This window comes from Mycolicibacter senuensis (assembly GCF_002101885.1).
GTDB classification, from domain to species: domain Bacteria; phylum Actinomycetota; class Actinomycetes; order Mycobacteriales; family Mycobacteriaceae; genus Mycobacterium; species Mycobacterium senuense.
Window position 1 is genome coordinate 49023 of record NZ_LQPS01000001.1, and the last position, 12889, is coordinate 61911.

Below are 12889 nucleotides of genomic sequence, written 5' to 3' on the forward strand. Positions count from 1 at the left end.
CCGCACGCCTCGCGCGTGCGGGGCTTTTCCGGTCTCTGGGCCGGCCGGCATCTACACGCCGTCGAAATACTCAACGCACCGTTGACTAACTCAACACGCCGTTGATAGTCTGTCGCCATGACTGAACACCTCGATGTTGTGATCGTCGGCGCCGGCATCTCCGGTATCAGCGCGGCCTGGCACCTGCAGGACCGCTGCCCGAACAAGAGCTACGCGATTCTGGAGCGCCGCGACGACCTGGGCGGCACCTGGGACCTGTTCAAATACCCGGGCATCCGCTCGGACTCGGACATGTTCACCCTGGGTTTCCGGTTCAAGCCGTGGCGCTCGGCGCACTCGATCGCCGACGGCGCCTCGATCAAGGACTACATCAAAGAAGCCGCGGCCGAGAACGGCATCGATGACCACATCCGCTACCGGCAGCACGTGGTCGCCGTCGACTGGTCCGACGCCGACAACCGCTGGACCGTCACCGTGGAGACCGACGGTAAGCAGAGCGAGATCACCTGCTCGTTCCTGTTCGCCTGCAGCGGCTACTACAACTACGACGAGGGCTATTCGCCGCAGTTCGAAGGATCCGAGGACTTCCAGGCCGCCGGGGGCACGATCGTGCATCCGCAGCACTGGCCCGAGGACCTGGACTACGAGGGCAAGCGCATCGTGGTGATCGGCTCCGGCGCCACCGCGGTGACGCTGATCCCGAGCCTGGTGAACACCGGTGCCGGCCACGTGACGATGCTGCAGCGCTCCCCGACCTACATCGGTTCGCTGCCGCTGGTCGACCCGTTCGCCGAGCGGGCGAATAAATTCCTGCCGGCGCACCTCGCGCATATCGCCAACCGCTGGAAGGCGATCGGCTTCTCCACTGCCCAATACCAGCTGTCGCGGCGCTTCCCGGCGTTCATGCGCAAGACCCTGCTGACTATGGCCGAGCGGCGACTGCCGAAGGGCTACGACGTCGAGAAGCACTTCGGGCCCAGCTACAACCCGTGGGACCAGCGGCTGTGCCTGGCGCCCAACGGTGATCTGTTCAAGACCATCCGCAGCGGCAAGGCCGACGTGGTCACCGACACCATCGAGCGGTTCACCAAGACCGGCATCAAGCTCAGCTCGGGCCAGGAACTGCCCGCCGACATCATCATCACCGCCACCGGGCTGAACCTGCAGTTGTTCGGCGGGGCCGAGGTGCGGCGCAACGGCGAACCGGTGCCGCTGCACGACACCATGGCCTACAAGGGCCTGATGCTCACCGGCATCCCGAACATGGCTTTCACCATCGGTTACACCAACGCGTCCTGGACGTTGAAGGCCGACCTGGTGTCGGAGTTCGTCTGTCGGGTGCTCAACCACATGGATGCGCACGGATTCGACACGGTGGTGCCGGGACAGCCCGGCACCGACATCGAGGGCCGGCCGCTGATGGACTTCACCCCCGGCTACGTGCTGCGGGCGCTGGAGTATCTGCCCCAGGCCGGTTCGCGCGCGCCGTGGCGGCTCAAGCAGAACTATCTGCTGGATCTGCAACTGATCCGGCGCGGCAAGGTCGACGACCAGGTGCTGCGCTTCACCAAGCACAAGGCCGCCGTCGCGGTTTGATCGCTTACGGTGCCCGCCCTGCCTCGGGCCAGTAGTAGGAGTCGGGGTAGGGGCGGGCCCCGAACAGTGCCGTCCCGATCCGCACCTCGGTGGCGCCCTCGGCGATCGCCAGCGGAAAGTCGCCGCTCATCCCCATCGACAGCCGCGGCAACTCGTGGCCGCGTGCCGCGGCGGCATCGCGTAGCTCCCGCAGCCGGCGGAAACAGCCGCGAACCCGCTCGGGGTCGGAGGTGTTGATGGCGAGCGTCATCAGGCCCCGCACCCGCAGGGTGGGGTAGCCGGCCAGCTCGTCCAGAAAGCCCGGCACGGCTTCCGGCGGCAGGCCGTACTTGCTGGGCTCCTCGGAGGTCTTGACCTGCACCAGCGCGTCGATGGCACGGTCGGCGGCGCGCAGCTGCCGGTCCAACGCCGCGGCCAGCTTGGGCCGGTCGACCGACTGCACCTCGGTGGCCAACCGCGCCACCACGCCGGCCTTGTTGGTCTGCAGATGCCCGATCATCACCCAGTCGATGCCGCAGCCGGCCAGCGGCTCGTACTTGTCCCGGATCTCCTGAACCTTGTTCTCGCCGAACCGCTGCAGGCCCAGACCGACCGCCTCACGGATCAGTTCCGGGCCGAAGGTCTTGCTCACCGGCAGCACCTCGACATCGCTCGGGTCACGCCCGGCGTCTCGGCACGCGTCATCGACCCGCTCCCGGAGCCGTTCCCACCGTGACCGGAGGCTGTCGTCCATCGTGGCGCCGAATCTAGACGACGACGATGCCGTCGTCGTCGCTGTAGGCGAGCTCGCCCGGCACGAAGGAGACGCCACCGAGTTCGACGACGACGCCGCGTTCCCCGGCCCCGGTCTTGGTGCTCTTGCGCGGATTGGTACCCAACGCCTTGACCCCGATGTCGAGCGTGCGCAGCATCGCGGCGTCACGCACCGCGCCGTGCACGATCAGTCCTGCCCAGCCGTTGCTGCGGGCCAGCTCGGCGATGACGTCACCGACCAGCGCGGTGTGCAGCGACCCGGCGCCGTCGATCACCAGCACCCCGCCGTCGCCCGGCTCGGACAGCACCGCCTTGAGCAGCGCGTTGTCCTCGAAGCACCGCACCGTGCTGATCCGGCCGGCGAACGAGGTCCGGCCGCCGAGCTGGCGGAACTGCAGGTCGCAACTGCGCACGTCGGCGCCGATGTCGTCGACGAGGTCGGCGGTGGGCCGGAAGGCTGGGCTCACCGGTGGGCTCAGTCGCGGCGCGCGTGCAGCAGCCGGCGGATCAGCAGCAGCCCGAGCAGGCCGAGGACGCCGGCGGCCAGTACCGCACCGGGGGACCGGTTCGACGGCGACGGCGCCGGGGGGAGCGGGCTACGCGCCGCATCCACCGTTGACTTCGCCTGGGCGGCCGTTTCCTTGGCGCCGTCGGTCAGTCGGCCCGAACCGTTGGTGTCGGCGGGCCGGGCCGCCGGTGCCGGTTCCGCGGCGGGCGTCTTCTTGGCGGGGGCCTTCTTGGCGGGAGCTTTCTTGGCCGGGGCCTTCTTGGCCGCCTTGGCCGGGGCCTTCTTGGCGGCCTTGCCCGGAGTCTTCTTGGCTGCCTTGGCGGGCGCCTTCTTGGCCGGAGGCTCGGCGGGCTGCGCGGGCTCGGGCGGCTCGGCCGACCCGGCCGGTGCGGCGGGCTCGGCTGCGGCCGGCGGTACCGGCTCGGTCGGCGCGGTGGGCTCGGGTGCGGCGGCGGATTCGTGGTCGGGCTTGCCCTGCGGGTCGGTCATACGGCAGCTCCTCTGGCGGGTTCTCGTCTCAGATCACTCGGCGACACCGGCAACTTCGCCCATCATGCCAGTATCCGACGGTGATTCAACGAGGGGCAGCGGTCAGGATCGCGACCGATTCAGCCACAGACCAGCCGCGACGAGCGCCACCGCCCCGGCCACGAACGGCCAAATCGGCAGGTCATCCCCGGGGTCCGCACCGCGGCGGGGGACCGGCGGCGGCGCGTCGGCGTGGGCGGTGACGGCCGGGCCGGGTTCGCCGGTGCCGGCCACCGTCAGCCGGAACGGCCACGAGCCGGACACCACATGACCGTCGGCGGAGGTGACGCGATAATTGACGGTGTACGTGCCGACCGGACCGAGGGGACGGACCGCGACGCTGGCGACCGCACCGCGAACCTGCGTTTCCCCGGTGGACCACAACCGCCCGTCGGGCCCGACCACGGTCATGGCGGCGAAGGCGGTCTGCAGCTGCTCGTTGAAGGTGGCGCTGACGCGTTCCGGTCCACGGGTCAGCTCAGCACCGCCGACCGGGTCGGCCGAGACCAGCACCGCGTGCGCGGCAGCCACCCCGGGGACCGCCAACAGCGGAAACAGCACAGTCAGCGCGAGCATCCCCGCCAGCGCGGCGCGCCCGACCCTCCTCATGTCCGGCGCCGGCCCAGCGCCAGGATGGCGGCCACCGCGGCGACCAGCAGCGCCGCACCGCCGAGCAGTCGGGCCGCGTTGTCCGCGCGGCCGGTCGCAGCGTCCTCGGGCTGGGCGGTCTGCGCCGGTCCGGCCGAGACTGCCGGTGGCGGGTGCTGGGCGTGGTGCTCGGGTGCTGACGCCGGACCGGCCGCCAACTCCAGCGTGGGCACCGGGCGCTCCGCCTCGCCGCCGCCGGGCGGAGGTGGCTGATCCCAGCGCACCACGGTTCCGTCGGCGTAGCGCTGCGCGGAGGGGAAGTCCACCGTGTCGGTGTCGGGCAGCTTCATCGCGATCCGGAACAGGCCGAACTGGTCGGCGCCGATTCCACCGGCGGTGGCCGTCCAGGTGACCGATCGCACCGCGCCGGTCTCGGCGTCGCGATCCAGCCGGGCCGTCCAGCCCGGTTGGGTCTCGGTGCGCGCCGAGGCCACGTCGGGCAGTGTCACGGTGAGTTCGGTGGTGGCAGAGCCGGTCGGTGACTCATTGGGGACTTCGAAGGTCACCATCGCGACGCCGCCGCGCACGGCGCCCGGGCTGCTGGCGTGCACGTGCGCCCAGGCCGGTGTGGCGCCGATGAACGAGACCACCGCGATCGCCGCCGCCAACGCGCCCGCACGAATCCCCGTGCCGAGGCGGCGGTCCCAGCTTCGCCTCTCCTTCGTCGTGTCTCGCTGAACCGCCGTGCTGATGCGGCGGTCCCAGCTTCGCCTCTCCTTCGTCGTGTCTCGCTGAACCGCCGTGCTGATGCGGCGGTCCCAGCTTCGCCTCTCCTCCGTCGTGTCTCGCTGAACCGCCGGGCTCATGACGGCAGCCCCAGCCGTGCCATCAGATCGGCGTCGATGCCGTCGAGCTGCCCGCTGATCGACGCCGCCGCAGCCCGGCGCCGCTCGACCGGCATGGTCTCGATGGCGGTCACCGCGGTGGCGAGATCGCTCAACCGTTCGGTGATCGCCGTGACGAACTGCCGGGTCTCGGAGTCCTTGGGCTTGCGGTCGGAAACCATGTGCAACGTCTTCTCCGCTCCTGCGATCCGCGCCGACAACCGGGCCTCGTTCTTTCCTGACCCGGAGAACTCGCCGATACGGGCCAGCGGCACCCCGAGCCGCTCGGCCCGCTGCTCATCGATCAAACCCCGGACCGCCATGGCGGCCCGGTACACCAGCGGCACCACGATCGGCGCCAGCATCCGGGTCACCGTCAGGGTCCGGCGGATCCGGGCCGGTGACAGCAGCTTGCCCTCGCGGGCGGCCTTGAGTTGGCTCTCGGCCGCCTTGAGCGCGGCGCGGTCGCGGTCCCGTTCGGATTTGAGCTGCGCCTTGAGCGTGCGAGCTTCAGCGCGCTGGGCGGCCTTGAAGCGCTTGGCCTCACCCTTGGCGGCCAGTCGCGCCTCGAGCTTGGCCCCCGCCTTCAGGGCGCGTGCCTCGGCGCGCCGGGTCGCGCGGCTCTTACGTTTTCTGAACAGGCCCATCGCGGCCGCCTCCCGGTGTCTCGCTGGAACCGATCAAGCCACCCTAATCGCGGCGCCGGTGTCTCAGGCGCTGAGGTGCTCCTTGCGGCGCAGCTCATCGATGCGGGCCAGGACGTCCTCCTGCGCCTCCGGCGAGAGTCCGACGGCGTGGGTGGCGATCCGGCGCACTCCGGCGTCACGGACGCTGTCCAGCCACGTCAATTCGACGTCGAGCTTGGTGTAGTAGTCGTCGTCGGTGAAGAACGCCGGCTTGATCCGGAAGAAATTGGCCAGCGCGGCCATGGTGGCCACCGACGGGTTGGTCCGGTTACCCGAGCGCAGCTGGGACAGGTAAGGAGCCGACATGGTGATGCCCTCCGCCTTGAGCGCCGCGATCACCTCGGCGGACGTATGCGGCCCGCGGCCGGGCGGATAGACCACGTCGAAAAGGCGGTTCAAGCGGACAGCGAAAGTCGCGCTCATCTATAGGACCTCCAAGGGGCGGCAAGTGGTCGACAGGCGCTCGGCGAGGGGGGAGCCGTCACGTCTGATGATTTGCTGATCATCGTAGCCATAGATACCCACACAACCAAGGGTGTTTCGGAAGCGAATCCGATCTTGATATTCAGCGTGCCGCCGCGTGGCGCGGCCGCCGGCAGCACCGGCGGCCGCGGCCGGACTTTTCGTGGTGTACCAAGCACAATTGCGGCGCGGGGGACGGCCGGCCCGGCCCGGTCGGGGGTCGGGCGACGTTCCTCGGCCCCGGACGCGGGTCCGGCGAAGTGAAGTCAGCACCACGCGCGGGCCCGTCGGAGGGATTTGCTACCGGGCGGTGGATCGGTCGCCGGCGGTGGGTTCGCGACGTCGCACGACGGCCCGCCGAAGCGCTGCCGCGGACGCCAGCGACACCACACCGGCCACCGCGACGACGGCCACCGGGCGCCAGCCCAGCGCCTCGTCGAGCAGCATCCACAGGCCGAACACCAAGAAGAGCAGGCTGGCCGCGCCGTGCAGCAGATGCTCGGGCAACTGACGGTGTAACACCGTTCCGACGGCGATGGCCACCGCGTCGGCCGACACCATGCCCGCCGTCGCGCCGAGCCACACCCCGAGCCAGTTGCGGTCACTGGCCAGTGCCACCGAAGCCAACATCGTCTTGTCGCCGAGCTCGGCCAGCAGCACCGAGGACACCACCGCGAGCAGCACGAACCGCGGCTCACGAACCGGCCCGTCGTCGGCCCCGGAGTAGGTGCCCTCCTTCCAGCTCCATACCGCGAAGCCGATGAACGCCACCCCGGCCACTGCGGCGATGGGCCGCGCCGGCAACGTCAGACCCAGGAAGTGCCCCACCGTCACCGAGATGCCGTGCACCGCGAACGCGGCGATTGCCACACCGCCCAGCACCACCCACCAGCGGTGCCGCAGCGCGTAGGTCATCGTGATCAGCTGCGACTTGTCGCCGAGTTCGGCCAGGAACACCACTCCCAGGCTGATCAGCATGGCAGCGAGCATGCGAGACGACCTTTCGTCAGCTGCGAGGCTAATGGCCCCCCGGCCCCGCCGCCAGCGCCGGCCGGGGTTTCGGCGACCCGAATCCGGCGGTTCGAAATGCCTTATGCGGCAAGGAGCATGGCCAGGACCGCGGTATCAGGATGGCTGACCGGGTCGACGCCGACCCGGCTCACCATGGACGTGACCGTGCCGTCGGATTCGGCTTCGACCCAGGCCGCCCGGTGTTCCAGACCCAGGTAGGGCAGACCGGGCAGCAGCACGCATCCCGAGGCTGCGCCCCGGCATTCCGGTAGCGAGGGAATGGTCTCCGAAGGCGGGTGCAACATCAGCAGTGCCGACGGCTGGCGGCGGGCGAAATATCCCGGCGCGATCGCGGATTCGCCGGCCACGGTGCCTTCGGCCAGCAGCAGCCCGACCGTTCCGGGGCCCGGGTTGTCGGGGAGTTCCTCTCGCGTGCCGAACACCGTTGTGGTGGTCAGCAGTCCGGGCATCGAGGCCACCCGGACCGCGATGCTGAGCAACTGTGCCCATTCCTTGGTCGAATCCGGCCAGCGGCCGAAGACCACGAATCCGTGCAGCTCGCCGCGAGAATGGAACGGGGCGACTTCGATCGCCCGACCGGACCCTGTCGTCTCCATCGCACACCCTCCGCGACATCTGGCTCGTCTGCTCGCATTTCAGCGGGTGAGTTGCCTGGCAGCATGCGACAGCGCACGAGCGCGTGCAAGCGGACACGACGGCGCGGGTGATAACGAATCGATGAACAAAACGAAGCGGGGCGCCGCGCCACCGGCGCGACGCCCCCGCTGGTGCGACTAGAAGATCAGACCCGAGGTCTTGGAGGTGGCGGCCGCGAACCGGGACTGCACGTCGGCCCAGTTGACCACGTTCCAGAACGCCTTGACGTAGTCCGCCTTGACGTTCTTGTACTGCAGGTAGAAAGCGTGCTCCCACATGTCGACCTGCAGCAGCGGGATGATGCCCAACGGCACGTTGGCCTGCTGGTCGTAGAGCTGGAAGGTCAGCAGCTTGCCGCCGAGGGTGTCGTAACCGAACACCGCCCAGCCCGAACCCTGCAGGCCGTTGGCGGCCGCGGTGAACTGCGCGCGGAACTTGTCGAACGACCCGAAGGCGTCATCGATGGCCGCGGCCAGTTCACCGGTGGGCTTGTCACCGCCGTTGGGGGACAGGTTCTTCCACCAGATCGAGTGGTTGACGTGCCCGCCGAGGTGGAACGCCAGGTTCTTCTCGTTCAGGAAGATCGCGCCGTGGTCGTCGTTGGCGCGGGCCTCTTCGAGCTTGGCCAGCGCGCTGTTGGCGCCGGAGACGTAGGCGGCATGGTGCTTGCTGTGGTGCAATTCGTTGATCTGGCCCGAGATGTGCGGCTCAAGGGCTCCGTAATCCCAGTCCAAGTCCGGCAAGGTGTAGTCGGCCACGGGGTTCCTTCCTTCGATCAGTACTGATCCGGTGTCGATCACCGTTGATCATTGTCGACTTGCGTTGACGCTCTGGCGGCACCCCACCGTCGACCGCGGCCGCGGTGGGGTCAGGCCACCTCGATCAACACTGCTCCAACAGCGGGAGTACCGCAACAATGGGCCGCGCGGCGATGCCGAGAACAGCGCTCAGATCAGGACGATCGCCAGCAGGACCGTCAACAGCACCAGTGCGATCACGCCGGCGCGCAGCGACGCCAGCAGGTACCCGCGCTTGTAGGTGGACGATCCCGCGTGCCAACCGGTCGCCGCGGCGACCGGCCCGGGTCCGACCGGACTTGCCGTCATTCCCCTGCCCTCGACATCCCTGTGCCCCCATGTTCACCGTGCGCTCACCCCGTGAGGCGCATCACAACTGTTCTGTGACGGCGATCATAGCGTCTCGGCGCGCCGGTGGAGAAATCTGGCCGGTACAACCCGTTTCGCCTGCAACGATGCGCCCGGCCGGCGAGCGGGCGGGTGGCGACAGCAGCTCGTTAGTTAATCGAGAGATTTCGCTCGGAGCTGTTAATCAGCTCACGTCAGCGACTCCACGTTATCCACAGTGGGTCGTTCGCGGAGGCGCAAAAGGCACCTCATCGGGCGTGTCTACCCCGGGCCGATGTGTGGATAAACCTGTGGAAACTGTGGATAGCTCGGTGTAGCTGGGAGCGGTTCCCGACCGGACTGTGCGACGGCTCCGCGGTCGGCTCCGGCGCCCTTGCGATCGCCGCTACGCTGGTGCGGTGATCCAGGTGTGCTCCCGCTGCGGCACGCGGTGGAACGTGCGCGATCGGCGGCGGGCATGGTGCCCGCGCTGCAACGGCGCGCTGTGGGCGCCGCTGACGCCCGAGCAGGAAGCGGAGCTGCAGTGGGTCCAGCCCGGCCCCCCGGCGCCGTCCGAGCAGTCCGTGGCGGCTCCCGAGTCGCCGCCCCGGCTGGGGCCGGGCTACCGCTGGATCGCGGTGCGCCCGGGTCCGCCGCCCCCGCAGCATCGTCGTCGGCGTCCGCTGGGCCCCACGCCGCGCTACCCGGTGATACCGCGCTGGACTCTGATGGGTGCGCCGAATCCGGCTGTGGCACAGGCGAAACCGCAGGGACGAGTGGCGCCGCCGACGCGGTCGCTGGAAAAGGCGCTGGGTGGCGCGCTCGCCGCGCTGGGCATCGCGGCACTGGTACACGCGCTGATCTACGTGCTGATGATCGTCAACCGCACCAGACTGCTGCATCCATTGATCGCCGAGGGTGCGGTCTGGTTGGGCCGGCTGGCCGGCCTCGCCGCGATCGCGGCGGTCGTCCACTGCGCGGTGGTGTTGACCCGTTGGCTGCTGGCGCGCCGGGAGGCGGCGTTCGCCCGGCTGCAACTGCCCGAGTCGCGCCCGGCCTGGGCGCTGTGGGCCGGCTGCCTGGTGCCGCTGGTCAACCTGGCCTGGGCGCCGGTCTACGTGCTGGAGCTGGCCGAGCGAGAGGACCGGCTGGCCCGGCTGCGCAAACCGGTTGTGGTCTGGTGGGTGGTGTGGGCGGTGGCCACCGCTGCGGCGCTGTTCGCCACGGCCACCAGCTGGGCCGATGACGCGCAGGGCATCGCCGACAACATGGTGGCGACGGTGGTCGCCTATCTGCTCGGCCTGGCCGCGGTGGTGGCGGCGTCCCGGGTTGTCGAGGGATTCGAGCAGCGGTCGATGGGCCGGCCCGCCCATCACTGGGTGGTGGTCCCCGACGGTCGGGATCCCGCGCCGGCGGCGCCGTCGGGAGCCGCGGCGCAGAGCGCCCCGTCGCCGGAGCCGGAAACGGCTGCGACACCGGCCGTCGCTCTCGGGTCCGGCGGGCGGGAACCGGCAGCTTAAGCCCATGGCAGCGGCCGACGGTGTGGTGGCGGGGCACCCGTTCGTGGTCGCGCATCGGGGCGCTTCGTTCGACCGTCCGGAACACACGCTGGCCGCCTACGACCTGGCGCTGCAGGAAGGCGCCGACGGTGTCGAATGCGATGTGCGGCTGACCAGCGACGGTCACCTGGTCTGTGTGCACGACCGCCGGGTGGACCGGACGTCCACCGGGGTCGGATTGGTCAGCGAGATGACGCTGGCGCAGCTGCGGGGCTTCGACTACGGGGCCTGGCACAACGGCCGCCCGGCGGGCCGGTCCGAGGCCGCGGATCCCCGGGACACCGGTCTGCTCACCCTGGAGGCGCTGGTGGCGCTGGTGCTGGATTGGCAGCGGCCGGTGAAGATCTTCATCGAGACCAAACACCCGGTGCGGTACGGAGCGCTGGTCGAACGCAAGGTGCTGGCCCTGCTGGACCGATTCGGGATCGCCTCACCGGCCTCGGCGACCCGTTCGCGCGCGGTGGTCATGTCGTTCTCGGCCGCGGCGGTGTGGCGGATTCGGCGGTCGGCGCCGATGCTGCCGACGGTGCTGCTGGGTTCGGCGGCGCGGTACCTGGGCGGCAGCGCGGCGACCACGGTCGGGGCCACCGCCATCGGCCCGTCCATCGCGACGCTGCGCGAGTACCCGGAGTTGGTCGACCATGCGGCGGCGCGCGGTCGTTCGCTGTACTGCTGGACCGTCGACCGCGACGAGGACGTCGATTTCTGCCGGGATGTCGGCGTCGCCTGGATCGCCACGAATCAGCCCGCCCGAACCAAGGCGCGGTTGCGGGCGGGCTGATCAGCCGGGGGCGCGAGCGGTCAGCCGCCCGCGGCCCGCGGCGCGCCCGCCTCCGGGGTCACCGTGCCGATCTCGCGGGCGATGAAGTTCTCCAGGTCGAACAGGTTGTGCCCGGCGCGGTCGGCGACCCGCAGCAACCGGGTCATCACCGCGACCTCCTCGACCTGCTCACGCAGGAACCACTGCATGAACTGCTCGCCGAGGTGGTCGCCTTCGTCGCGGGCGGCGCTGGTCAGCCTGCTGATCTGTTCGGTGACGGTGTGCTCCTGGGCGAGCACCAGCGCGAGCGCATCGCGCGGGGCGTCGAAGCGGTTGCGCACCGTGTCCGTCCCGGGGATCTCGACGTCGACGGAGCGGTCGAGCAGGTACTGCACCATCCGCATCGCGTGACTGCGTTCCTCGACGGCTTGGGCGTAAAAGAACTTCGCCAATTGGGGGAAATCACCGCCATCAAAATATACGGCGACAGCGACGTATTGCTGTGCGGCGGTGAATTCGTGGTAGATCTGCTCCTGGAGCAGTGCATGGAATTTGGACGTGTTGGTATCAATCTCGGACATGGATCCAATAGTACCGAGGTCAGAGGCCATTAGCATCCAAGGTACGGCTTACTCAGGACAGCTTTGCCTAAGTAAAGATAGGGTTGGCTGAAAATGTTCTATCCGCTGCCGGGAATTACCAATGTACCTTAATTACCCGTTCCCATTGTCGGTGGTTCGTCACGGCTCAACTCGTCGAATAACCGCGCGGCCTGTTGGTGGTCCCACACCACCGCCTCGCCGGCCTCGGTGTAGGTGAACTCGCCGACCGGGACGGTCAGCATCGTGGTGGGACCGCGCAACGCCCAGCCGAGGGCGGCCAGGTCCAGGACGCCCGCGCCGGCGTCCACCGTCATCGCATGCGCCGCGGCGGTCGGCACGGTGTACCAGCGCAGCGGGTTGAGCCAGACAGTCGGGTCGGCGACGCGGGAAAGCAGCGCGGACAGGAACAGCCGCTGGTGATCCATCCGGTCCAGATCGGCGCGTGGCGTCGCGCGGCTGCGCACGTAGCCCAGGGCGGCCTGGCCGGCCAGCTTCTGGCAGCCGGCCGGCAGGCTCAGCCCGGCCATCGGGTCGTCGATCGGCTCGTCGGGACACAGCGTGACCCCGCCCAGGGCGTCGACGAGCGTGGCGAAGCCCCCGAACCCGATCTCGATGTAGTGGTCCAGTCGCAGGCCGGTGGCCTGCTCGACGGTGCGGGTCAGCAGCGGTGCTCCGCCCAGCGCGAACGCCGCGTTGATCTTGTCGTAGCCATAGCCGGGGATGGGCACATACGAGTCACGCGGAATGGACACCACCGTGGTGGGCGTGCCCGAGCCGGTCGCCGGCAGGTGGATGAGCAGCATCGTGTCGGTGCGGCCGTTGCCGATGTCGCCGCCGGTGGTCAGATGCTGCTGCTGTGCGGCGCTCAGTTCTGCGCGACTGTCGGAGCCGACGAGCAGCCAGGTCGTACCGCGGGCTTGCGCCGGGCGGTCCGGGTAGCCGGTGAACACCGCGGCACGGTGCAGCGCGGTGTCGAGCCAGGCGGCGCCGCCGACCAGGCCGGCCATGCCGAGCAGCACCACCAGCATCGCAAGCACGGCCAGCCGTCGCGGCCAGGACCGCCGGCGCCGACGTGCCGGCCGACGCCGGGGTGTCGACTGCTGCTGCGGCACCGGTGGTGGCGGAGGTGGCGCGGGGCGCAGGGGCGGTCGCAGGTGCCGGGGTGGCGGGG

16 protein-coding genes are annotated in these 12889 nt (G+C 69.7%); 3 read left to right on the forward strand and 13 right to left on the reverse strand.

The window, feature by feature from the left end:
- Positions 1–117: 117 nt before the first annotated feature.
- Positions 118–1596 (forward strand): flavin-containing monooxygenase, encoded by a 1479-nt coding sequence (locus AWC24_RS00200; protein WP_085081505.1) that lies wholly within the window; start codon positions 118–120, stop codon positions 1594–1596.
- Positions 1597–1600: 4 nt separating this feature from the next.
- Here the strand turns inward: AWC24_RS00200 and AWC24_RS00205 are convergent, their stop codons facing one another.
- The 11 genes from AWC24_RS00205 to AWC24_RS22295 all read right to left on the reverse strand — a co-directional run bounded on the left by AWC24_RS00205 (position 1601) and on the right by AWC24_RS22295 (position 8779).
- The gene (locus AWC24_RS00205) at positions 1601–2329 is read right to left on the reverse strand and encodes a YggS family pyridoxal phosphate-dependent enzyme (RefSeq protein WP_085081506.1); all 729 of its coding nucleotides are present in this window, start codon (positions 2327–2329) and stop codon (positions 1601–1603) included.
- A gap of 13 nt (positions 2330–2342) precedes the next feature.
- Positions 2343–2816, reverse strand: a complete 474-nt coding sequence (rraA, locus tag AWC24_RS00210; protein ID WP_085081507.1) for a ribonuclease E activity regulator RraA — start codon at positions 2814–2816, stop codon at positions 2343–2345.
- Positions 2817–2824: 8 nt separating this feature from the next.
- Positions 2825–3346 carry a hypothetical protein gene (locus AWC24_RS00215; RefSeq protein ID WP_085081508.1) on the reverse strand — a complete coding sequence of 174 codons (522 nt, stop codon included), beginning with the start codon at positions 3344–3346 and terminating at the stop codon, positions 2825–2827.
- 102 nt (positions 3347–3448) lie between these two features.
- On the reverse strand, positions 3449–3994 hold the full coding sequence (locus tag AWC24_RS00220; RefSeq protein ID WP_085081509.1) for a copper resistance CopC family protein: 546 nt from the start codon (positions 3992–3994) through the stop codon (positions 3449–3451).
- Positions 3991–4641 carry a YcnI family copper-binding membrane protein gene (locus AWC24_RS00225; protein WP_234807198.1) on the reverse strand — a complete coding sequence of 217 codons (651 nt, stop codon included), beginning with the start codon at positions 4639–4641 and terminating at the stop codon, positions 3991–3993. Before AWC24_RS00225 ends, AWC24_RS00220 begins: the two co-directional genes overlap by 4 nt.
- Before the next feature lie 194 nt (positions 4642–4835).
- Positions 4836–5504, reverse strand: coding sequence for a DUF6474 family protein (locus AWC24_RS00230; RefSeq protein ID WP_085081510.1), 669 nt, complete (start codon positions 5502–5504; stop codon positions 4836–4838).
- A 63-nt stretch (positions 5505–5567) separates the two neighbouring features.
- Complete coding sequence (locus AWC24_RS00235; protein ID WP_085081511.1) at positions 5568–5966, reverse strand: helix-turn-helix domain-containing protein; 399 nt, start codon at positions 5964–5966, stop codon at positions 5568–5570.
- 339 nt (positions 5967–6305) lie between these two features.
- Positions 6306–6995, reverse strand: a complete 690-nt coding sequence (locus tag AWC24_RS00240; RefSeq protein WP_085081512.1) for a TMEM165/GDT1 family protein — start codon at positions 6993–6995, stop codon at positions 6306–6308.
- Between the two features lie 101 nt (positions 6996–7096).
- Positions 7097–7633, reverse strand: coding sequence for a peptidase (locus AWC24_RS00245; protein ID WP_085081513.1), 537 nt, complete (start codon positions 7631–7633; stop codon positions 7097–7099).
- A gap of 177 nt (positions 7634–7810) precedes the next feature.
- Complete coding sequence (locus tag AWC24_RS00250) at positions 7811–8431, reverse strand: superoxide dismutase (RefSeq protein ID WP_013831079.1); 621 nt, start codon at positions 8429–8431, stop codon at positions 7811–7813.
- 189 nt (positions 8432–8620) lie between these two features.
- Positions 8621–8779 carry a hypothetical protein gene (locus tag AWC24_RS22295; protein ID WP_165757691.1) on the reverse strand — a complete coding sequence of 53 codons (159 nt, stop codon included), beginning with the start codon at positions 8777–8779 and terminating at the stop codon, positions 8621–8623.
- 437 nt (positions 8780–9216) lie between these two features.
- Here AWC24_RS22295 and AWC24_RS00255 point away from each other — a divergent pair, with 437 nt between their 5' ends.
- Both AWC24_RS00255 and AWC24_RS00260 read left to right on the forward strand, forming a co-directional pair.
- Complete coding sequence (locus tag AWC24_RS00255; protein ID WP_085081514.1) at positions 9217–10317, forward strand: DUF4328 domain-containing protein; 1101 nt, start codon at positions 9217–9219, stop codon at positions 10315–10317.
- Positions 10318–10321: 4 nt separating this feature from the next.
- Positions 10322–11137, forward strand: coding sequence for a glycerophosphodiester phosphodiesterase (locus AWC24_RS00260; protein ID WP_085081515.1), 816 nt, complete (start codon positions 10322–10324; stop codon positions 11135–11137).
- Positions 11138–11157: 20 nt separating this feature from the next.
- Here AWC24_RS00260 and AWC24_RS00265 read toward each other — a convergent pair whose 3' ends face one another.
- Positions 11158–11697, reverse strand: coding sequence for a ferritin (locus AWC24_RS00265; RefSeq protein WP_085081516.1), 540 nt, complete (start codon positions 11695–11697; stop codon positions 11158–11160).
- Between the two features lie 128 nt (positions 11698–11825).
- Positions 11826–12889 (reverse strand): LCP family protein (locus AWC24_RS00270; protein WP_420094212.1); only part of this gene is annotated, 1064 nt, incomplete at its 5' end.

What these genes read in the sequence shown, in the direction of transcription:
- AWC24_RS00235 (WP_085081511.1), bottom strand. Translation starts at nt 5,966, where the DNA reads ATGAGCGCGACTTTCGCTGTCCGCTTGAACCGCCTTTTCGACGTGGTC.
- AWC24_RS00245 (WP_085081513.1), bottom strand. Translation starts at nt 7,633, where the DNA reads ATGGAGACGACAGGGTCCGGTCGGGCGATCGAAGTCGCCCCGTTCCAT.
- AWC24_RS00220 (WP_085081509.1), bottom strand. Translation starts at nt 3,994, where the DNA reads ATGAGGAGGGTCGGGCGCGCCGCGCTGGCGGGGATGCTCGCGCTGACT.
- AWC24_RS00205 (WP_085081506.1), bottom strand. Translation starts at nt 2,329, where the DNA reads ATGGACGACAGCCTCCGGTCACGGTGGGAACGGCTCCGGGAGCGGGTC.
- AWC24_RS00260 (WP_085081515.1), top strand. Translation starts at nt 10,322, where the DNA reads ATGGCAGCGGCCGACGGTGTGGTGGCGGGGCACCCGTTCGTGGTCGCG.
- AWC24_RS00230 (WP_085081510.1), bottom strand. Translation starts at nt 5,504, where the DNA reads ATGGGCCTGTTCAGAAAACGTAAGAGCCGCGCGACCCGGCGCGCCGAG.
- AWC24_RS00215 (WP_085081508.1), bottom strand. Translation starts at nt 3,346, where the DNA reads ATGACCGACCCGCAGGGCAAGCCCGACCACGAATCCGCCGCCGCACCC.
- AWC24_RS00265 (WP_085081516.1), bottom strand. Translation starts at nt 11,697, where the DNA reads ATGTCCGAGATTGATACCAACACGTCCAAATTCCATGCACTGCTCCAG.
- AWC24_RS00240 (WP_085081512.1), bottom strand. Translation starts at nt 6,995, where the DNA reads ATGCTCGCTGCCATGCTGATCAGCCTGGGAGTGGTGTTCCTGGCCGAA.
- AWC24_RS22295 (WP_165757691.1), bottom strand. Translation starts at nt 8,779, where the DNA reads ATGACGGCAAGTCCGGTCGGACCCGGGCCGGTCGCCGCGGCGACCGGT.
- AWC24_RS00200 (WP_085081505.1), top strand. Translation starts at nt 118, where the DNA reads ATGACTGAACACCTCGATGTTGTGATCGTCGGCGCCGGCATCTCCGGT.